The organism is Lentzea roselyniae, assembly GCF_039537795.1.
GTDB lineage: Bacteria > Actinomycetota > Actinomycetes > Mycobacteriales > Pseudonocardiaceae > Lentzea > Lentzea atacamensis.
Genome location: NZ_BAABBE010000003.1, coordinates 155,824 through 176,024, shown reverse-complemented (window position 1 = coordinate 176,024; position 20,201 = coordinate 155,824). Strand labels below are relative to the sequence as shown.

General features: G+C 70.5%; 19 protein-coding genes. 9 read left to right on the top strand and 10 right to left on the bottom strand.

Annotated features, from left to right (window positions below):
• Positions 1–28 precede the first annotated feature (28 nt).
• Positions 29–1,330, top strand: coding sequence for an FAD-dependent monooxygenase (locus tag ABFX45_RS06265; protein ID WP_346128272.1), 1,302 nt, complete (start codon positions 29–31; stop codon positions 1,328–1,330).
• Here the strand turns inward: ABFX45_RS06265 and ABFX45_RS06260 are convergent.
• From ABFX45_RS06260 to ABFX45_RS06250, 3 genes are read right to left on the bottom strand one after another with little or no spacing between them, the layout of a single operon-like run.
• Positions 1,250–4,036: an ATP-binding protein gene (locus ABFX45_RS06260; RefSeq protein ID WP_346128270.1), complete on the bottom strand. Its 2,787-nt coding sequence runs from the start codon at positions 4,034–4,036 to the stop codon at positions 1,250–1,252. The genes ABFX45_RS06265 and ABFX45_RS06260 overlap by 81 nt on opposite strands.
• The gene (locus ABFX45_RS06255) at positions 4,033–4,665 is read right to left on the bottom strand and encodes a hypothetical protein (RefSeq protein WP_146231778.1); all 633 of its coding nucleotides are present in this window, start codon (positions 4,663–4,665) and stop codon (positions 4,033–4,035) included. Before ABFX45_RS06255 ends, ABFX45_RS06260 begins: the two co-directional genes overlap by 4 nt.
• Positions 4,662–5,393, bottom strand: coding sequence for an ATP-binding cassette domain-containing protein (locus tag ABFX45_RS06250; protein WP_346128267.1), 732 nt, complete (start codon positions 5,391–5,393; stop codon positions 4,662–4,664). Before ABFX45_RS06250 ends, ABFX45_RS06255 begins: the two co-directional genes overlap by 4 nt.
• A gap of 24 nt (positions 5,394–5,417) precedes the next feature.
• Here ABFX45_RS06250 and ABFX45_RS06245 point away from each other — a divergent pair, with 24 nt between their 5' ends.
• The 6 genes from ABFX45_RS06245 (at position 5,418) to ABFX45_RS06220 (ending at position 11,826) form a co-directional block, all read left to right on the top strand.
• Positions 5,418–5,807 carry a hypothetical protein gene (locus ABFX45_RS06245; protein ID WP_346128265.1) on the top strand — a complete coding sequence of 130 codons (390 nt, stop codon included), beginning with the start codon at positions 5,418–5,420 and terminating at the stop codon, positions 5,805–5,807.
• A gap of 188 nt (positions 5,808–5,995) precedes the next feature.
• A complete protein-coding gene (locus tag ABFX45_RS06240) occupies positions 5,996–6,157 on the top strand; it encodes a hypothetical protein (RefSeq protein WP_346128263.1) in 162 nt (53 codons plus the stop codon).
• 234 nt (positions 6,158–6,391) lie between these two features.
• Entirely contained in the window at positions 6,392–9,208 is a 2,817-nt protein-coding gene (locus tag ABFX45_RS06235; RefSeq protein ID WP_109640389.1) for an aconitate hydratase, read from the top strand.
• Positions 9,209–9,378: 170 nt separating this feature from the next.
• Entirely contained in the window at positions 9,379–10,833 is a 1,455-nt protein-coding gene (locus ABFX45_RS06230) for a S8 family serine peptidase (protein ID WP_146231779.1), read from the top strand.
• Between the two features lie 86 nt (positions 10,834–10,919).
• A complete protein-coding gene (locus tag ABFX45_RS06225) occupies positions 10,920–11,345 on the top strand; it encodes a DUF1761 domain-containing protein (RefSeq protein WP_170155212.1) in 426 nt (141 codons plus the stop codon).
• Between the two features lie 55 nt (positions 11,346–11,400).
• Complete coding sequence (locus tag ABFX45_RS06220) at positions 11,401–11,826, top strand: DUF1761 domain-containing protein (RefSeq protein ID WP_346128260.1); 426 nt, start codon at positions 11,401–11,403, stop codon at positions 11,824–11,826.
• On the opposite strand, the gene ABFX45_RS06215 is transcribed toward ABFX45_RS06220, so the two are convergent.
• Positions 11,823–14,354 carry an ATP-binding protein gene (locus ABFX45_RS06215; RefSeq protein WP_109640320.1) on the bottom strand — a complete coding sequence of 844 codons (2,532 nt, stop codon included), beginning with the start codon at positions 14,352–14,354 and terminating at the stop codon, positions 11,823–11,825. The genes ABFX45_RS06220 and ABFX45_RS06215 overlap by 4 nt on opposite strands.
• Before the next feature lie 83 nt (positions 14,355–14,437).
• Here ABFX45_RS06215 and ABFX45_RS06210 point away from each other — a divergent pair, with 83 nt between their 5' ends.
• The gene (locus ABFX45_RS06210) at positions 14,438–15,634 is read left to right on the top strand and encodes an FAD-dependent oxidoreductase (RefSeq protein ID WP_346128257.1); all 1,197 of its coding nucleotides are present in this window, start codon (positions 14,438–14,440) and stop codon (positions 15,632–15,634) included.
• On the opposite strand, the gene ABFX45_RS06205 is transcribed toward ABFX45_RS06210, so the two are convergent.
• Positions 15,606–16,247 (bottom strand): helix-turn-helix transcriptional regulator, encoded by a 642-nt coding sequence (locus tag ABFX45_RS06205; protein WP_109640322.1) that lies wholly within the window; start codon positions 16,245–16,247, stop codon positions 15,606–15,608. The two genes, ABFX45_RS06210 and ABFX45_RS06205, sit on opposite strands and share 29 nt — an antisense overlap.
• A gap of 48 nt (positions 16,248–16,295) precedes the next feature.
• Here ABFX45_RS06205 and ABFX45_RS06200 point away from each other — a divergent pair, with 48 nt between their 5' ends.
• Positions 16,296–16,712, top strand: a complete 417-nt coding sequence (locus ABFX45_RS06200; protein ID WP_109640323.1) for a VOC family protein — start codon at positions 16,296–16,298, stop codon at positions 16,710–16,712.
• A gap of 1 nt (position 16,713) precedes the next feature.
• Here the strand turns inward: ABFX45_RS06200 and ABFX45_RS06195 are convergent, their stop codons facing one another.
• The 5 genes from ABFX45_RS06195 to ABFX45_RS06175 are packed head-to-tail and all read right to left on the bottom strand — an operon-like array spanning position 16,714 to position 20,199.
• The gene (locus ABFX45_RS06195) at positions 16,714–17,361 is read right to left on the bottom strand and encodes a dihydrofolate reductase family protein (RefSeq protein ID WP_112229458.1); all 648 of its coding nucleotides are present in this window, start codon (positions 17,359–17,361) and stop codon (positions 16,714–16,716) included.
• A gap of 30 nt (positions 17,362–17,391) precedes the next feature.
• The gene (locus ABFX45_RS06190) at positions 17,392–17,829 is read right to left on the bottom strand and encodes a PH domain-containing protein (RefSeq protein WP_109640325.1); all 438 of its coding nucleotides are present in this window, start codon (positions 17,827–17,829) and stop codon (positions 17,392–17,394) included.
• On the bottom strand, positions 17,826–18,323 hold the full coding sequence (ribH, locus tag ABFX45_RS06185) for a 6,7-dimethyl-8-ribityllumazine synthase (RefSeq protein ID WP_109640326.1): 498 nt from the start codon (positions 18,321–18,323) through the stop codon (positions 17,826–17,828). The genes ABFX45_RS06190 and ribH overlap by 4 nt, the downstream gene beginning before the upstream one ends.
• On the bottom strand, positions 18,320–19,582 hold the full coding sequence (locus tag ABFX45_RS06180; protein ID WP_109640327.1) for a bifunctional 3,4-dihydroxy-2-butanone-4-phosphate synthase/GTP cyclohydrolase II: 1,263 nt from the start codon (positions 19,580–19,582) through the stop codon (positions 18,320–18,322). The genes ribH and ABFX45_RS06180 overlap by 4 nt, the downstream gene beginning before the upstream one ends.
• A complete protein-coding gene (locus ABFX45_RS06175) occupies positions 19,579–20,199 on the bottom strand; it encodes a riboflavin synthase (RefSeq protein ID WP_109640328.1) in 621 nt (206 codons plus the stop codon). Before ABFX45_RS06175 ends, ABFX45_RS06180 begins: the two co-directional genes overlap by 4 nt.
• Between the last annotated feature and the right edge of the window lie 2 nt (positions 20,200–20,201).

The window sequence follows — 20,201 nt, the reverse complement described above, 5'->3', positions numbered from 1 at the left end:
GGCAGTTCACGCGCCGAGTGTTGGCGCCATGGACACTCAGGTTCTGATCATCGGCGCCGGGCCGACCGGCCTCACCCTCGCCCTCGACCTCTCCCGCCGCGGCGTCCCGTTCCGCATCGTCGACGCCTCGTCCGCGCCGTTCGCCGGCTCACGCGGCAAGGGCCTGCAGCCGCGGTCGATGGAGGTCTTCCACGACCTGGGCGTCATCGAGCCCGTTCTGGCGTCCGGCCGGTTCCACATGACGATGCGGGCCTACAACGGTCGCGAAGTGTTGCGCGAGTGGGATGTGCACGAGGGCCGCCACCCCACCACCGACCGCCCGTACGCGAGCACGATGCTCATCCCGCAGTTCCGCGTCGAGCAGATCCTGCGGGAGGCGTTGCCACAGCCGGTCGAGTACGGCACGGCGCTGACGTCGTTCAGCCAGGACGACGACGGCGTCACCGCGGTGATCGGCTCCGAGACCGTGCGCGCCAAGTACCTCGTGGGTTGCGACGGCGGGAAGTCGTTCGTGCGCAAGCGTCTCGGCGTGCAGTTCGTCGGCGAGACGCGGGAAGACCTGCGGATGCTCGTGGGCGACGTCCGGGTCTCCGGGCTGGACCGCGAGCACTGGCACAGCTGGGGCGGCAGCCCCGACCGGTGGCTCGCCCTGTGCCCGTTGCCCGGCACGGACCTCTTCCAGTTCCAGGCGGCCGGCGACGGCGAGCCGTCGCTCGAGCTGTACCAGCGGATCGTCCGCGAGCGCACCGGCCTCGACGACGTCGTGCTGCACGACGCGACGTGGATGTCGTTGTACCGCACCAACATCCGCATGGTCGACCGCTTCCGCGCCGGCCGTGTCTTCCTCGCGGGCGACGCGGCGCACGTGCACTCCCCCGCCGGAGCGCAGGGCATGAACACCGGCATCCAGGACGCCTACAACCTGGGCTGGAAGGTCGCGACGGAAACGCTGCTCGACACCTACGAGTCCGAGCGCAAGCCCGTCGCCGAGTGGCTGCTGGGCCTGACGACGAAGATCATGACGTCCGGCGACCCGTTCGCCAAGCGCGACGACGAGACCCTGCAGCTCTCGTTGTCGTACCGGACCTCCGACGGCCCGGGCCTGCAGCCCGGCGACCGCATGCCCGACGGCGAGACCGAGCAGGGCCGGATCTTCGATCTGTTGCGCGGCCCCGACTTCGTGACGCTGGACTTCCCCGACGGGCCTGTGCTGGTGCGCCCGGACGGCTACGTCGCGGCGATCGGCAGGTCAGCGATCGACGCCTACTTCGGCGCGCACCCGGTCACGCAACTGCACCACCGCCGGGTCGCTGCTCGGACCGCCGCGTAGCCGTTCCGCCTCGGCCAGGGCCTCCCCCGCGCCACGGGGGTCGCCCTGGGCGACCAGCCAGTCCGCGTACCACTCCAGCACCATCGCGCGGGCCGGTCCGTCCGCGCTCTTGCTGACGGTGTCGAGCGCCGCCGCGTGGTGCTCGCCCGCCGCGCCGAGCCGGCCGAGGCGGGTCAGCGCCAGCCCGAGTCCGGCGTGGACGGTCGCGCGGAACTGGGTCGCCTGCGAGTCCTCCGTGGCGTCGAGCGCCTGCTGGTAGAGCCTGACGGCTTCGGCGAAGTCACCGTTCCAGTACGCCATCTCGCCGTTGACCTGCAGCACACGCCCCCGGTCGAGGCCCAGCTCCGGCGCCCGCACCAGGCCGAGATCCTCGCGAGCCCCTTGCAGGTCACCGATCCGGATCTTCAAGCGCGCCGTCTGCACCAGCACCGACATCGGCACCAGCACGGAGTCCGGCTCGCCCAGCTCCTCGGCGACCTTGCGCGCCTCGGACACGGCCTCGAAGCCCTCGGCGAACGCGCCGCGGTTGACCAGCACCATGACCAGGCACGACAGCCCGAACACGATGGCCCACCGGTCGCCCACCCGCCGGAACCCGTCGAGCGCCTCGCGGTACGCGGCCTCGGCCCGCGGCGCCGAACCGTCGCTGAACTCGCCCGCCACGACGCCCCGGATGAGCGCCGAGAACGCCCGCATCCACTCGTCCCGCGAGCCCTCCAGCCGGTCGGCCAGCGCGGCGAGCCTGTTCCCGAGCTCGGCCTCACCCCACACCTGACCGCTGGTGAGCATCAGCGCGCACAGGGCGGTGGGCACGTCCGCCTGCCACAGCCGCTCGGCCGCCGCGAGAGCCTCGGGCGTGCCCAGTGACGTCAGCACCTCCGACAGCGGATCGTCCGGCGTGAGCGGCGCCCAGCGGCGGATCTCCTCGAACCGCTTGGTCATCACCAGCAGGTGCCAGGTCCGCGCGGCCATCATCCGGCGGGCGAGCTCCGCGTCGTGCTGGACGGCCCACGACTGGGCGGCGTCGAGGTTGGCGCGTTCGGCGTCGAAGACCTTGAGCGCTTCGAGCTGGCGTGGCCCTCGCAGCAACGGCTCGTGCTGCTCGGCCAGCGCCACGTAGTACTCGGCGTGCTTGGCGGGATCGGCCTGGCCCTGCTCCAACGCGTACTCGCGCACGGTCTCCAGCAGCCGGTAGCGCTCGTCCGACCTGACGACCAGCGACTTCTCGACCAACGCGGCCAGCAGGTCCTCGGTGTCCCAGAGATCCTGATCTTGTCGGGGCTCCTGAGTACGTTGAGATGCAGGGGTTCCCAGCCCGGGGGTACCCCTGCGCAAGCCTGCCCCGCACACCGCGTGCACCGCCGCGGCCGTGGCCCCGCCGACGAAAACACCCAGCCGCGCCAGCAACAACCGTTCAGCGGAGTCGAGCAGCTCCCAGCTCCAGTCGATCACCGCGCGCAGCGTCCGATGCCGGGCGGGACCCGTCCGCGAACCCCGGTCCAGCAACCGCAACCGGCTGTCCACCCGAGCCTCGAGCTGCGCGGCCGACAACGACCGGGCCCGAGCCGCGGCCAGCTCCAGAGCCAGCGGAATCCCGTCCAGCGCGGCACAGACCCGCCGCACGTCAAGATCGAGCGCAACGCCGACCCGCGCCGTGAACAACCGCACCGCGTGGTCCAGGTCCAACGGCGAGACCGGATGCACGACCTCCCCGGGAATCCCCAACGGCTCCCGCGAGGTGGCCAGCACCCGGACCTCCGGCGCCGAGGCCAGCAGCTCGACACAGAGCGCGGCCGCCGACGAGACCACGTGCTCGCAGTTGTCCAGCACCACCAACGACGATCCGAGCCGCGAGAACACCGGCGTCGCCAACGGGTTCGGTCCCAACGCCGCGTCCAGCGCCGCCAACGGCTCAGCCGCGGAGTCCAGCTCGACGAACCACGCCTCGGGAACCGAAGCCGCGCAGGTCAGCGCCAGCCGGGTCTTTCCCACCCCGCCGAACCCGGTCAGGGTCACCAACCGGTTGTCCCGCAACAACGACGACAACCGCGCCAGGTCCTCGTCCCGCCCGAAGAACGACCCGACGGCAGCAGGCAGGTTCCCCCGCCCCGACCGCTCCCGCAACACGGTCAGATGAGCGGCGGCCAGCGCCTCCCCTGGACCCACCCCGAGCTCGTCGGCCAGCGATGCACGGACCCGCGCGAAAACCTCCAGCGCGTCCGACCTTCGTCCGGCCGCGTGCAAGGCCAGCATCAACCGCGCCTGCACGTCCTCCCGCAAAGGATGCGCGGCGGCCAGCGCCTCCAGCCCGGCCAGGTCGTTCCGCAACAACGCCAGCCGCACACCCTCGCCCACCGCGAACGGCGCTCCCTCGAACGCCGCCCCGCGCCACAACGCCGCGGACCGGGTCCGCGCGAACTCCTCGACGTCGGTCGACGCCTCCAGCCGGTACCCGAGCGCGTGCGAAGACACCACCGAAGCGCCGACGGTCCGCCGCAACCGCGACACCAACGACTGCAACGCCGCCGGACCATCGGCAGGCGGCTCGTCCGCCCACAGGTCCGCGATCAGCCGCTCGGCGGCCACGATCCGGCCGGGCTCCATCGCGAGCCGCAGCAGCAACCATCGCAGCCGCTTCCCGCGCACCTCCACCGGAACGCCGTCGACGAGGACCTGCAACGGCCCGAGAACGTTGACCCGCGTCAAGCCCGCCGCACTCCCACGACGACAGCACCGGACACCAACGCGGCCCCGACCACGGCGGCCCACAGCACCGAGAGCGAGAAACTGTTGTGCCCCAAAGCATCCAGCACCCACCCGAGCGGAGTCACCCGCCCCAGCGGATACGTCAGCACCACCACGGCGAACACCGCCAGCACCGTTCGTCCGATCGCGTCGAACACCGGCCGCGCGAACATCAGCCCCACCCCGACGCCGAGCAACGCACAGGCCGTGTGCGCGGCCAGCCCGATCAGGAACTCGCCGAACGTGTACGGGTGCGGGTTCGTCACCACCGGCCACACCGCCGCCAGCAACGCCATCGCCAGCGCGATCGCCACCGCGACCAACGCCGCGGCGGTCAGCACCCGGGACCACCCGCCGGCGGACACCACGGTGATCCCGCGCCGCACCACGTCCTCGGAGGTCGCCACGACCACGGCCATCCACGCCGCGACCGGGTACAGCAACGCGGACGAACCCGCGTAGGCCTCCAGCGGCTGCCCGGCGTCGCTGGAGAACAACATCCCCATCACGCCGAGGAACACCAGCAGCGGCGCCAGGAAACGCTGCCCGCGGAAGACGTCGGCCGCGAGGTACCGCACCAGGGAGATCACCGCACGCTCCGCACCGAACACCCGAGCCGCAACGCCTCGGCCAGCACGTGGTCGCTCCGGTCCGGCGCCACCACCACCCGAGCCGACGACCCCCGCGACAACACCGACCGCACGCCTTCCAACGCCTCCAAGGCCTCCAGCCCGACCACCCGGCTGAGCTCGATCGTCACGTGCCCACCGGCGAGGTCCACCCGCGTGGCCGACGCGAGGTGCCCTTCGTGGTCGGACACCAGGGCCGTCCGTCCCTCCAGCAACGACACCAGCTCCGCCGACGCCGCGGGATCGAGCCCGGTCCACGGCTCGTCGAGCACCAGGAGGTCGGCAGCCAGAAACGCCTGCGCCAGCGCGACCTTCTGCGCGTTCCCCTTCGACAGCTCGGCCATCGGCGCCGTCAGCGACCCCACGAACCCCAGTCGTTCCAACACGTCGCCGGCCGCCGCACGCCGGATCCGCCCCATGTGCGCCAAATAGGACGAAGCAGACATCTTCACGTCCGATGGAAACCGCTCCGGCACGTAGCCGACGGAGGCAGGCCGGACCACCCGCCCCGAAGTCGGCTTCAGCACCCCGGCGGCGATCTTGAGCAGGGTCGACTTGCCGGTGCCGTTCGCGCCGGTCAGCACCACCAGGCCGGAGACTTCCAAAGTGAGGTCGCGCAGCACCCAGGGCCCACGCCCGTACCGCTTGGAGACCTGATCGAGGAGCACCCCGTCAAGATAGCCATCCATGACACCTCTCCCGCTCGCTTTGGCGTGCGTCTGGCTCGGCATGGTCGTCGCGATCGCCGTCGAGGCGCCGCTGAAGTTCCGCGCCCCGGCATCACGCTGCCGCTCGGCCTCGGCATCGGCCGGCTCGTGTTCCGCGCCCTCAACGCGTCCGAGATCGTGCTCGCGACCGCCACCGCCATCACGTTCGCGCTCGCTCCGCGTCCGCTCGCGGCAACCGTTCTGCTCGTGGCGCTCGCCGTCACCCTGGCCGTCCAGGTGGTCGTGCTGCGGCCGCGGCTCGAGGCCAGGTCCGCACTGATCATCGACGGAGTGACGCCTCCGAAGTCCCGCGCGCACCTCGCCTACATCGCGCTCGAAGGCGCGAAGGTCCTGATGCTGGCCACGTTCGGAATCGTGCTCATGTTCGCCGGGTGAGACTCACCGGCCGCACCCGAAAGTACGTTGGGTTTGCGGCACCACCAGGCCTTCGGTAGTCCGATTAGGACAGATCATGCGCGTGAGGATGTCACCGTGTTTGTGGAGGTGGACGGAATCTCCGGTGTCGAGGCGTCCGACTCGACGCGAAGTCTCGGCCGCGACGCCGGAAACAGGCCGCGCTCCGAGTGGAGAAGCAGAGCGACGCCACCATCGACGCCCTGCTGAGCGGCCTGCGCGTCGAGAAGATCGGCCGCACCCACAACGCCGTTCCCGGTGTCCAGCTGCGCACCAGCCGGTCCACCGCGGGCGCACTCGCCACCTCACCGCCGAACAGCTGGGTGCGATGAGGATCGTCACCACAACACCACCGGGAACCGCGCCCAGCAGGCGGAGGTGACAGCGCCGGCCGCGCGGCCGCGACCGGGGAGAGGCCCGGTGACTTAGGTCAGCCTTCCTTGAAGTCGAATACAGGACGCGCGTACTGTTTACGTCGCGAGGGCGGTTCTGCACGAGCACCAAGCGTGTAGAAGACTCGTCCTGTTCCCCAAGAACTGACCAGCGCTGTCCAGATGGAGTTGCACGTGACTGCACCAGCGAGCAAGGACAGCTTCGGCGCCCGCGGAACGCTCAACGTCGGTGACGCCTCGTACGAGGTGTTCCGGCTGAGCGCCGTGGAGGGCGCGGAGCGTCTTCCGTTCAGCCTGAAGATCCTGCTGGAGAACCTGCTGCGGACCGAGGACGGCGCGAACATCACCGCCGACCACGTGCGCGCGCTCGCCAACTGGGACCCGGCCGCCGAGCCCAGCACCGAGATCCAGTTCACGCCCGCCCGTGTCGTCATGCAGGACTTCACCGGTGTGCCGTGCGTCGTCGACCTCGCCACCATGCGCGAGGCCGTGACCCAGCTCGGCGGTGACGCCGAGAAGGTGAACCCGCTCGCGCCCGCCGAGCTCGTGATCGACCACTCGGTCATCGCCGACATCTTCGGCCGCCCGGACGCGTTCGAGCTGAACGTCGACCTGGAGTACGAGCGCAACAGGGAGCGCTACCAGTTCCTGCGCTGGGGCCAGACGGCGTTCGACGAGTTCAAGGTCGTCCCGCCCGGCACCGGCATCGTGCACCAGGTCAACATCGAGCACCTCGCTCGCGTCGTCATGGTCCGCAACGGCCAGGCGTACCCCGACACCCTGGTGGGCACGGACTCGCACACCACGATGGTCAACGGCATCGGCGTGCTGGGCTGGGGCGTCGGCGGCATCGAGGCCGAGGCCGCGATGCTCGGCCAGCCGGTCTCCATGCTGATCCCGCGCGTCGTGGGCTTCAAGCTCTCCGGTGAGCTGCCTCCCGGCGCCACCGCGACCGACCTCGTGCTCACGATCACCGAGATGCTGCGCAAGCAGGGTGTCGTCGGCAAGTTCGTCGAGTTCTACGGCGAGGGCGTCAGCGCCGTGCCGCTGGCGAACCGCGCCACGATCGGCAACATGTCGCCGGAGTTCGGCTCCACGGTCGGCATCTTCCCGATCGACGGCGAGACCATCGACTACCTGCGCCTGACCGGCCGTTCCGAGGAGCAGATCGCGCTCGTCGAGGCCTACGCCAAGGAGCAGGGCCTCTGGCACGACCCGTCCCGCGAGCCGGTGTTCTCCGAGACGCTGGAGCTGGACCTGGCGACGGTCGTCCCGTCCATCGCCGGCCCGAAGCGCCCGCAGGACCGCATCGAGCTGACCAACGCCAAGGAGGCGTTCCGCCAGGCCCTGGGCGCCTACGTCGCGCACACCGAGTCCCCGGCGCTGTCCGGTGTGGACGAGGCGGTCGACGAGACGTTCCCGGCCAGCGACCCGGTCGCCATCCACGAGGGCGACAACGGCTCGGGCGCACCGAAGGTGTTCCAGTCCGCCGCGGAGGGCGCCACCGGCCGCGTGTCCAACCCGGTCAAGGTCACCGTCGACGGCAACGAGTTCGAGCTGGACCACGGCGCCGTCGCGATCGCCGCGATCACGTCGTGCACCAACACCTCGAACCCGTCCGTGATGCTGGGCGCCGCCCTGCTCGCGAAGAAGGCCGTCGAGCGCGGCCTCGAGCGCAAGCCGTGGGTCAAGACGACCCTGGCGCCGGGCTCGAAGGTCGTCATGGACTACTACGAGCGCGCGGGCCTCATGCCGTACCTGGAGAAGCTCGGCTTCCACCTGGTCGGCTACGGCTGCACCACCTGCATCGGCAACTCGGGCCCGCTGCAGGAGGAGATCTCGGCAGGCGTGCAGGAAGGCGATCTCGCGGTCGTCTCGGTGCTGTCCGGCAACCGCAACTTCGAGGGCCGGATCAACCCGGACATCAAGATGAACTACCTCGCGTCGCCGCCGCTCGTCGTGGCGTACGCGCTGGCCGGTTCGATGGACAAGGACATCACCACCGAGCCGCTCGGCACCGACCCCGAGGGCAAGCCGGTCTACCTGTCGGAGATCTGGCCGTCGCCCGCCGAGATCGCCGAGGTCATCTCGACCTCGATCTCCGCGGAGGGCTTCACCAAGGGCTACACCAACGTGTTCTCCGGCGACGAGCGCTGGCAGTCGCTGCCCACGCCGACCGGCAACACGTTCGAGTGGGACCCCCAGTCCACCTACGTGCGCAAGCCCCCGTACTTCGAGGGCATGGAGATGGAGCCGAAGCCGGTCACCGACATCTCGGGTGCCCGCGTCCTCGCGCTGCTGGGTGACTCGGTCACCACGGACCACATCTCCCCCGCCGGTTCGATCAAGGCCGACTCGCCCGCGGGCAAGTACCTGACCGAGCACGGTGTGGAGCGCAAGGACTTCAACTCCTACGGCTCCCGCCGCGGCAACCACGAGGTGATGATCCGCGGCACGTTCGCGAACATCCGCCTGCGCAACCTCCTGCTCGACGACGTCCAGGGCGGCTTCACCCGCAACTTCCTGGAGGCCGACGCCCCGCAGACGACGATCTACGACGCGTCGGTGGCCTACGCGGAGGCCGGCGTCCCGCTGGTCGTCCTGGCGGGCAAGGAGTACGGCTCTGGCTCGTCGCGCGACTGGGCGGCCAAGGGCACCTCGCTGCTCGGCGTCCGCGCCGTCATCGCCGAGTCCTACGAGCGCATCCACCGCTCGAACCTCATCGGCATGGGCGTCCTGCCGCTGCAGTTCCCGGCGGGCGACAACGCCGCGTCGCTGGGCCTGGACGGCACCGAGACGTTCGACTTCGCCGGCATCACGGAGCTGAACAACGGCACCACGCCGTCGACGGTGCACGTGACCGCGACGAAGGCCGACGGCTCGAAGGTCGAGTTCGACGCGGTCGTCCGCATCGACACGCCCGGTGAGGCCGACTACTACCGCAACGGCGGCATCATGCAGTACGTGCTGCGCAAGATGGTCCGCAGCTAGTCAGCTGAATTGAGAAAGGGCCGCTCACCGCAGGTGGGCGGCCCTTTTCACGTTCACAGAATTATTCCCACAGTAATCTCGTGAATGCGCGTTGCATGTGATGTAACAAATTTCCGATCCGCTCGATTTCCCGAGGAACACCCTTACTACGGGAAGCGGTGAGACATTTGTTGAATCGTCCACGAGCACTGCTGGCCGCCGCCGGTCTCGGGGCGGCTCTGTGTGTCGCCCCGGCGATCCAGGCCGGTGCCGCGACGGAGTCCACCTACGTCGTCCTCTACCACGAGGGCGCATCGTCGTCGAACGCCGCGAACACCATCGCGAGCGCCGGCGGCACCGTCGTCGCGAACTACAGCCAGATCGGCGTCGTGATCGCCCGGTCGTCGAACAGTGGTTTCGCCTCCGCGTTGAAGCAGAACGGCAACGTCGAGGGCGTCGCCGCGACGACGGGGCTCGGCGTCCGGGTCGCACCGGAGCAGGACAGTGCCGCCGAGGACGTGGCAGCCGCCGCCACGTGGGGCGACTCGCTGTCGGGTCTGCAGTGGGACATGCAGCAGATCAACGTGCCGCAGGCGCACCAGGTGACGCCCGGCAGCAAGCAGGTCGTCGTCGCCACGCTGGACACCGGCCTCGACTTCACCCACCCGGACCTCGCACCGAACTACGACGCGGCCCGCAGCGCCGACTGCTCGAGCGGCGCGCCGGCACCGCTGCTGCCCGGCAACGACCAGAACGGCCACGGCACCCACACCGCGGGCACCATCGCCGCTGCCGCCAACGGCACCGGCATCGTCGGTGTCGCGCCGAACGTGCGTCTCGCGGGCGTGAAGACGAGCAACGACGACGGCTACTTCTTCCCGGAGATGGTCGTCTGCGCCTACATGTGGTCCGCCACGAAGGGCATCAACGTCACCAACAACAGCTACTTCGCCGACCCGTGGCTGTTCAACTGCCGCAACGACGCCGAGCAGCGCGCCATCTGGAAGGCCGAGCGCAGGGCCATCCGGTACGCACAGTCCAAGGGAGTGCTGGTGGTGGCCTCCCAGGGCAACGACAGCACGGACCTGTCGCACCCGCGCGTCGACGTGATCAGCCCCGACTACCCGCCCGGCAACGAGCAGGAGCGGGAGATCACCAACGCGTGCTCGGTCGTCCCGGTCGAGGTTCCCGGTGTCGTCGGCGTGACGGCGACGGGCAACAAGCGGTTCAAGTCGTACTACTCCAGCTACGGCATCTCGACCGCCGACGTCGCCGCGCCCGGCGGTGACGCGATCCTGCAGCTGACGCCGGCCGCCCCCAACGGCCGTGTGCTGTCGACCTACCCGAGCTACCGGCCGTGCACGCGGCAGGTGATCGAGAACGGCGCGAAGTACTGCTACCTGCAGGGCACCTCGATGGCCGCGCCGCACGTGGCCGGTGTCGCCGCACTGCTGCTGAGCCAGCGGGGCGGCGCGGGTGCCGCCGCCAAGCTCCAGCAGGCGACCAACCCGCTCCCGTGCCCGGACACGTCGATCTACGCGGCTTTCCCGCAGAACAGCGGGGAACCGCAGACGTGCCAGGGCGGAACGGCGCACAACAGCTTCTACGGCGCGGGTGAGATCGACGCCCTCAAGGCCGTGAGCTGACAGGTGGGGCCGCTCACCGGATCACGATGAGCGGCCCCTCACCGTTGGATCTACGATTCCCCGCACCTCATCGGGCTGGAGGAATCATGAGCTTCAGCGTTCTCGGCGACCTCAACTGGTTCGCCGTCATCGTCGCCACCATCGTCTACTTCGGACTGGGCGGCCTCTGGTACGCCGAGTTCCTCTTCGGCAAGGCCTGGCAGAGAGCCATGGGCTGGGACGGCAACGCCCCCGAGGGCGCGGGTGCCGGCATCTACGTCGTCCCGCTCGCCACCTGCTTCGTCGCCACCCTCGCGACGGCGATGATCGCCGCGGCCACCGGCACGGACACCGTCGGCGAGGGCATCGTGCTCGCGATCGTCGTCGGCATCGGCCTGTCCGCCGCGGTCCTGGCGGTCACCGGGATGTTCGACTCGACCAAACCGGCCGCGATGACCACCGTCGCGATCAGCGCCGGCTACCACTTCACCGGCTTGCTGCTGGCCTCCGTCATCCTCGCGCTCTGGCAGTAACGGCGCGCGTTCACCCCGCGATGCCAAGTCACCCTGACATCGCGGGAGACCCCTCATGACCTTGAGCGTGCTCGGCGACCTGAACTGGTTAGCCGTCATCGTGGCCACGATCGCGTACTTCGCGCTGGGTGCCTTGTGGTACGCGGAGTTCGCCTTCGGCAGGGCCTGGCAGCGGTCCGCCGGCTGGGACCTCAACCCACCGGAGAACGCGGGCGTGGGCATCTACGCCGTGCCGCTGGCCACCTGTTTCGCCGCCACGCTCGCGACGGCGATGATCGCTGCCGCGTCCGGCACCGGCAACGTCATGAAAGGCATCCTGCTCGGGCTGGTCGTGGGCATCGGCGTCGCGCTTCCGGTGATCTTCGTGACCGGCACCTTCGACATGACGAAGCCCGCACCGAAGACCTTCGCGGCCATCAGCGCGGGCTATCACATCGTCGGGCTCGCGCTCGTGGGCGCGATCCTGGGTCTCTGGAGCTAGACCCCGTTGCGCCGGGCGTACCTGGCCGCCTCCGCCCGGTCCGGGACACGCAGTTTGCGCAGCACGGCGGCGACGTGGTGCTCGACGGTCCGGCGGGACAGGAACAGCTCCTCGGCGATCTCCGTGTTGCGCCGCCCGTCGGCGAGCAGGGTCAGCACCTCGCGTTCCCGCGCGCTGAGGCCGTCCGCGCCGGTGGTGCCCGGCCGCCGCGGGATGTCGCGAACTCCGCGCCGGCGCAGGCGGCTGGCGGTGGCGTCGCGCATCGGCAGGGCTCCGAGCCGGTCGAACTCGGCGAGAGCTTCGCGCAGGAGCCTTTCGTCGCCGCTGTCGATCAGGGCGAGCGCTGCCTCGTACGGGCAGCCGACCTCCCGCCACCTCAGCGCCGCCTCCTCGGGCAAACCGTTGAGCTGCAACCGATACGGCTCAGCCACTCCGGCCGGCACCGCCGATCCGGCGCCGGTCTGCGCCAGCAGGTGGGCGAGCGCGCCCAGGTGCCACGGCTCCCCCTGCTCCTGTGCCGCAGGCAGAGCAGTGGTGACGATGGTGCGCAGTTGAGCGAGATCGCCTGCGTACCAAGCGGTTTCCGCCAGTGCACGCGTCGCACCGACCAGCCACCCGACCACGGGTTCGGCGTCGACCATGGCCGGTTGCACGCGCGTGAGCAGCTCGTGCGAGTCCGGGTCGCCGCGGCGGGCCCGCAGGGTGCACAGCACCACCATGCTGATCATCGTGCGGCCGTCGTCCACGGCAGCCGACCGCAGCACCTCGGAGGCGAGCGCCTCGGCCTCGTCCCAGCGGCCCTGGTCGAGCAGCGCCCGTGCCCGGAACGCGCGCAGCCACTGGCGCCAGATCTCCTGGCCGTGGTCTTCGGTGAACGCGATCGCCTCCGTGTACCAGCGGTCGGCCTGCCCGTACCAGCGACGCGTCACGCAGATCAGCTGCGCCCAGAAGTAGGCGAGCCCGGCCTCGTCGTACGCACCGGCCGCGCAGGCCAGCCGAACGGTCTCCGCGATGAGGTCGAGGCCTCGCTGATCCCCGTTCTGCGCACGGCCGATGCCGATCGACAGGGCGGCCAACGCGCGCACGAGCGGACTCTCACCGATGGCCGCACGCTCTCCCCACGCGATGGCCTCGTCGTTGCGGAACCCCATTGCCGCGAACTTCCCGCGCACGGCACAGGCGAGAGCGAAGTCGGGTCCGGGTGGCAGGCCGCTGAGCACCTGGATGGCCTGATCGCTCGACCGTTCGCCGAGCGGGATCTCCCTCGCGAGGTGCAGGGCGGTGATCGCGAGACCCACCAGCGCCGCGCCCTGGCCGCGCCGGTCACCGATCGCCGTCCGCGCCGCGACGGCCTCCCGCCACCAGCGCAGCGCGCCTTCCAGGTCGTCGGCCAGATGACATTGCCGGCCGAGCCCTTCCAGCAACTCCGCTCGTAGCGCGCTGTCTCCACACACGTCCAACGCACGCCGCAGTTGCGCGGCCGCTTCTTTGTGCGCGCCCAGCGTCGAGGCCTGCTCGGCGGCCGCACGGGCGTGGGTGAGCAACGCGGTCCAGTCCTGGGCCAGCAACGCGTGGTCTGCCAGCCGGGCGGGCTCCACCTCTCCTTGCGGACGGCCTGCCAGCACGGTCAGCGCCTGCCGGTGCAGCCGTGCCGCGCGTCCCGGTGCGATCGCCTCCTCGACCGCCACGCGGGCGAGCTCGTGCCGGAACGACACCAGCCCGCGGTCGGCGACCACCAGGCCTCGATCGGCGCACTCGTCGAGGTCGGCAGGCGGACGGCCCGACACCGCCTCCACCACCCACGGCGCGGCCCGGGATCCGAGACAGGCCAGAGCGTCGAGCACCTCGCGCGCACCGGGGGTCAGCCGGGCCGCCCTGGCCAGCACCGCGTCCCGAACCGTGCCGGGAACGGCACCGGCGCCGTCGCACAGCACCTCTGTCACGAAGAACGCGTTGCCGCCCGTGCGGTCGTGCAGTTCGGCGGGATCGACTCCAGACCCTTCCGCCAGTGCGGTGACCGCGGCGAGCGAGAGCGGCGGCACGGTCAGTCTGCGCACCACGGGCACGGTTGACAGATCACCGGCCATCACGCGCAACGGATGGCGGACGCCGACCTCGTCGTCCCGGTAGGCCACGACGACCATCGCCGGGCACCGCTCGATGCGCCGCCCCAGGAACCGCAGCAGGTCGAGCGTGCCCTCGTCGGCCCACTGCGCGTCGTCCAGCACGACCAGGGTGGGAGTGTCGCGCAGCTCGTCGAGCAACAGCTGCCTGATCTCGACCGGGTCGCCGCTGAGTCCCATGTCTCGCAGCGAACCCAGCGGTACCGGAGTCGTGAGCGGCTCGCAGGTGCCGTGCAGCAGACGTCCGGTGACGTGACTCGCGAACGCGGCGACCAACGCCGTCTTGCCCGCTCCCGCGTCACCGCCCACGAGCACGAGCCGGCCGTGTCCGGCGGCGGCCTCGTCCCACCACGAGGCCAGCGCGGCACTCTCGCGGTCACGCTCCACCAGCGCGGTTGTGCCCACGCGCTGATGGTAGGTAGTCGGCGGAGGGAATGGGTACTCACCACGGATGTCAGCGGCATGCGCTCGGCCGCACCCTCCTGAGCATGGACTACGACGTGATCATCGTGGGAGCGAGCATCGCCGGCTGTACCGCGGCGACCGAGTACGGGCGCGCGGGTCTTCGGGTGGCGTTGCTGGAACGGCATCGCAGCCCTCAGGCGCACAAGACGCTGTGCGGGCACTTCATCCTCGGCGGCACGCACGAGGTGCTGCGGAGACTCGGGTTCTGGCAGCCCATGCTCGACCGAGGCGCGGCCGTCACCACCGGGCTCGGCGTGTGGACGGACGCCGGGTGGATCGCGCCGGCGCCCGGCCACGGTGTGCCGCCCGCGATCAGCCTGCGCCGCAGCAAGCTCGACCCGTTGCTGCGGGAGATCGCGGCCGGCACGCCGGGCGTGGACCTCCTGATGGGACATCGGGTCACCGGGCTCGTCGAGTCCGGCGTCGTCACGGACGCCGGAACGACGTTGCGGGCCCGTCTCGTCGTCGGTGCGGACGGCCACCACTCGACTGTCGCGCGCCTCGCCGGTGTGCCCGAGGACGTCGCGCCGAACGAGCGCTTCCTGTTCTGGGCCTACTACGAGGGCGCGGAGATGACCGGCCCCGGTGACGGCCAGGTGTGGCAGCTGGATCCCGACATCGCCGTGTGCGTGCAGGTGGACGACGGGCTCACGCTCGTGGGCGTCTTCCCGGCGAAGGAGCGGCTGGCCGAGTTCGCCGACGACCGGCTCGCGGCGTTCGACAGGTTCGTCGCACGCCTGCCCGGCGGCCCGTCCCTCTCCGGCGCCCGCAGGGTGTCGAACCTGGTCGGCACCACCGACTACCCGTGCGTCCGGCGCGATCCCGTGCCACGGCCGTGGCTTGCCCTGATCGGTGACGCGGCCACGGCATCGGACCCCGTGCCGGCCGTGGGGTGCGGGTGGGCGTTCCGCAGCGCGGCGTGGCTCACGGACGCCACCGCCGGACCGCTGCGCGACGGCGGTGACCTCGGTCGTGCGTTGCGCCGCTACCGCCGTGCGCACCAGTTCATCGACAAGTACGACGACATCGGACGCCAGGACGCGCTCGCCACCCCGCCGAACGCGCTTCAGCGCGCCATCCGCGCCGCCGCGGTCAGCGACCCGTGGATCGCCCGCAGGCTGGCCGCCTTCGGGATGCGGGCCGAGGCGCCGTCGGTGCTGCTCAACCCGAAGGTCGTCGCGCGGGCACTGCTCACTCGCCGGGCAGCTCGGCCGGCGTGACGCGGCGGCCCGCGATGGCCCGCAGCGTCTCCCAGTCCGGTTGGGCCGTGGCGGGGTCGTCCGGCCAGGCGCCGACGACCTCGCCCGCCCACTGCGCCCACCGTTCCAGCATGTCCGCGAGGTCGGTCATGAACCTGCCGGTGAGCGTGATGGCGGCGAGGCGCTCGGGAAACGGGCCGCCCTGCTCGGTGTAGAGGCGGGCGAACGCGACGTTCTCGGCGTTCTGGCGCGCCGCCCACGATCGGATCGCGTCGATGTTGGCCATGACGTCGTCCGTGGTGGCGTGCTCGGCGAAGAAGACCTTGAGCATCGCCTCGAACTCCACCACCGGTCCCGCACCCGGCTCGGCCAGCCAGCGCGCCAGGATCTCGCGGCCCTGCGCGGTGATCGAGTAGGTCGTGCGGGGGCGCTTGCCGACGCTGCCGGCCGTTGCCTCCGCCAGACCCAGCGCGACGAGCCGTTTCGGCTCCTCGTAGATCCGGCTCGCGGCGCGCGGCCAGTAGTGCTTGAGGCTGCGGTCCATCTGTTTTGCCAGCTCGTACGTAGTCCACGGCTTGATTGCGAGCAAGCCCAGAACGGCGTACGAGGTGGTGGTGAGCTCCCTTGACATCATCCTCCTGACAGGAGTAAATAATGCTCCAGTCCGGAGTATAGGGGCCGAGTGAAGGGCACCGCCATGCCGACGTTCTCGAAGGTCTCCCACATCTCGTTCTCCGCCCGCGACGCGGAACGCAGCGCCGCGTGGTGGCGCGACGTCTTCGACATGAAGGACCTCGACCGGGCGCAGGGCGACGGGTGGCGGGCGATCCTGCTCATCCACCCGCCGACCGCGACGATCATCGAGTTCCAGCAGCACGACGCGAATCGGGGCGAGCGGTTCGACCCGGCGCGCACCGGCTTCGACCACCTGGGGTTCAAGGTCGACGACCCGGCCGAGCTCGACGGGTGGCAGCGGCACTTCGAGGAGCACGGCGTCACGTTCACACCGGTGGTGCACCGCGAGTACGGGTCGGTGCTGACGTTCAAGGACCCGGACGGCATCCAGTTCGAGATGTTCTACCGGGCCGGGCACCCCTGAGCTACCTGCGCCAGAACAAGTGGTGCGTCACGCCGCTCGGGCTGGGAACCACGTCCAGGTGGAACCGGTCGAGCAGCTCGTCCGGCGACTCCCAGAGCCGCAGTCCCGACCCGAGCTTCAGCGGCGAGACCGCCACGTGCAGCGTGTCGACGAGGTCGGCGTCGAGGAACTCCCGGATCGTCGTGACGCCGCCGCCGAGCCGCACGTCCTTGCCCTGCGCGGCCTCCCGAGCCTGCTCGAGCACCGCGGCCGGATCGCCGTCGACGAAGTGGAACGTGGTGTCGCCCAGCGTGAAGGACGGCCGCGGGTGGTGGGTCAGCACGAACACCGGCGTGTGGAACGGCGGCTCGTCGCCCCACCAGCCCTGCCACTCGTGGTCGGTCCACGGTCCGCGCTGGGGCCCGAACTTGTTGCGGCCCATGATCTCGGCGCCGATGTTGTGCGTGAAGTCCCGCGTGAAGTAGTCGTCGAGGCCCCGGCTGCCACCGGGATCGGTGCGGTTGGGCCAGCTCGCGGTGGCACCGGCCCAGGCGAACAGCCGCTCGGGCGCGACGTCGAGGCCGAACGGGTTCTCGAGGCTCTGGTCCTCGCCGGCAGCGATCCCGTCGCTCGAGACCATGAAGTTCTGCACTCGCAGCAGTTGAGTCATGTCCGTGCAGACTCCCTCAGCCGGCGGAACTCATCGCTGGTTCTGCGCCGCCTTGTGCAACTCACGCAGCGCGCGCACGGACGACACGGCGTACTCGCGGTCCACGGCCTGCACGGCCATCACCGAGATGTACTCGTCCTCCGGCAGCTCCAGGCGGGCCCACGCGGCACCGTCCGGGAAGCTCACCGAGAGCACGTCCTTCCAGTCGAAGTGGTGGGACGTCACGACGTTGCGCACGTCGACACCCGAGGCGTCGGCGGTGACGCGGGGGCGGGTCAGCAGCAGCACGCCGCCCGCCAGCAGGAAGCCCAGGATGATCATGGCGACCTGGTCGGACGTCCGGAAGATCACGCCGGTCGGGGTGTTGCCCAGCAGCAGCCCGACCACGGTGAACACGGCGACCAGGCCGATCGCGCACGCCCACGCGACGCGGCGGATCTTCTTGGGGCGGAAGACGAGGGTGGTCACTCGAACCCCCGCTCGGTCCACGGCTGACGCAGGCCGCGCAGCACCAGCGCGGTGTCGATCGCGGCCACGGTCGCCTCGTACCCCTTGTCCTCCACCGAGTCCGGCAGGCCGGCACGGGCCAGCGCCTGTTCCTCGGTGTCGCACGTCAGCACGCCGTTGCCGACCGGCGTCGACTCGTCCAGCGCGACCCGCGTGAGGCCGTCGGTCACCGAGTCGCACACGTACTCGAAGTGCGGGGTGCCACCGCGGATCACGACGCCCAGCGCGACGACGGCGTCGTGGTGGCGCGCGAGCTCCTGCACCACAACGGGAAGCTCGATCGCGCCCGCGACGCGCACGACGGTCGTGTCCGCACAGCCCGCGTCCTTCGCCGCCTCCAGCGCGCGTTCGACGAGCTGGTCGGTGATCTTGGTGTGCCAGCGCGTCGCCGCTATCGCGACGCTCAGGCCCTTGCCGTCGAGCTGTGTCTGCTCAGGACGGCCCTCGCCACTCATTCCTGGTCCTCCGTAGCGGAAACAACGGCCTCGTACTGCTCCAGCTGGTGCAGCTCGTGACCCATCCGGTCGCGCTTGGTGCGCAGGTACCGCAGGTTCTCCGGGTTCGGGGAGATCGGCAGCGGCACCCGGTCGAGCACCCGCAGACCGTATCCGGCCTCCAGACCGACGCGCTTGGCCGGGTTGTTCGTGAGCAGCCGCATGGACTTGATACCGAGGTCCACGAGGATCTGCGCGCCCGTGCCGTAGTCGCGGGCGTCGGCGGGAACGCCCAGCGCGAGGTTCGCGTCCACGGTGTCCGCGCCCTGGTCCTGCAGCTGGTAGGCCTGCAGCTTGTGCATCAGCCCGATGCCGCGGCCCTCGTGCCCGCGCATGTACAGCACGACGCCACGTCCTTGTGCTGCAACGGCTTCCAGTGCCGCGTCGAGCTGCGGGCCGCAGTCGCAGCGCAGTGAGCCGAAGACGTCACCGGTGAGGCACTCGGAGTGCACGCGCACCAGCACGTCCTCGCCGTCGCCGATCTCGCCGTACACCAGCGCGACGTGCTCGATGCCGTCGAGCAGGCTGTCGTAGCCGACGGCGGTGAACACGCCGTGCGCCGTCGGGATCCGCGCCTCCGCGACCCGTTCGACCTGGGTCTCGACCCGGCGGCGGTACGCGATCAGGTCGGCGATCGTGATCAGCGCGAGGTCGTGGTCCGCGGCGAACACTTCCAGCTCGTCGCGGCGGGCCATGTCGCCCTCGTCCTTCTGCGACACGATCTCGCAGAGCACACCCGCGGGTGACAACCCGGCCAGCCGCGACAGGTCGACGGCGGCCTCGGTGTGACCGGGACGGCGCAGCACGCCACCGGCCTTGGCGCGCAACGGCACGACGTGACCGGGACGGTTGAAGTCGCTGGCCTTCGAGGTCGGGTCGGCGAGCAGCCGGATCGTGCGGGCGCGGTCCGCGGCCGAGATGCCGGTGCTGACGCCCTCACGCGCGTCGACGGTGACGGTGTACGCGGTGCCCCGCACGTCCTGGTTGGTGTGGAACATCGGCGGCAGGTCGAGGCGGTCGCAGTCGGCCTCGGTGAGCGGCACGCAGATGTAACCGGACGTGTAGCGCACCATGAACGCGAGCAGCTCCGGCGTCGCCTTCTCGGCGGCGAAGATCAGGTCGCCCTCGTTCTCGCGGTCCTCGTCGTCGACGACGACCACGGGACGACCGGCGGCGATGTCCTTGATCGCCCGCTCGATTTCCGCGAACTCCGTGCTCACTGGGCCTCCTCGCCCGCAATGGCCCGCAGGTGCGGGATGGCCAGTCGTTCAACGTACTTCGCGAGCACGTCGACCTCCAGGTTCACCAGGTCGCCGGGCAGGCGGTGCCCGAGCGTGGTGAGTTCGAGCGTCGTGGGGATGAGGCTCACGGTGAACTGGTCCTCGGAGACGGTCACGACCGTCAGCGAGACGCCGTCGACGGTGATGGAGCCCTTCTCCACGACGTAGCGGGCGAGCTGGGGCGGCAGTCCGATGTGGACGATCTCCCAGTGCTCCGCCTTCTCCCGCGCGAGAATCGTGCCCGTGCCGTCGACGTGACCCTGCACGATGTGGCCGCCGAGGCGCTGGCCGACCGCGGCCGCGCGCTCCAGGTTGACCCGGTCGCCCTGGGCGACCTTCGCGAGGCTGCTGCGCACGAGCGTCTCGCGCATCACGTCGGCGGTGAAGGTGTCGTTCTCGACCTCCACGACGGTGAGGCAGACGCCGTTCACAGCGATGGAGTCGCCGTGCTTGGCGTCGCTGGTCACGATCGGTCCCGCGATGCGGATCCGTGCCGCGTCGGGCAGATCCTCCGTCGCGACCACGTGGCCGAGTTCCTCGACGATCCCGGTGAACACCG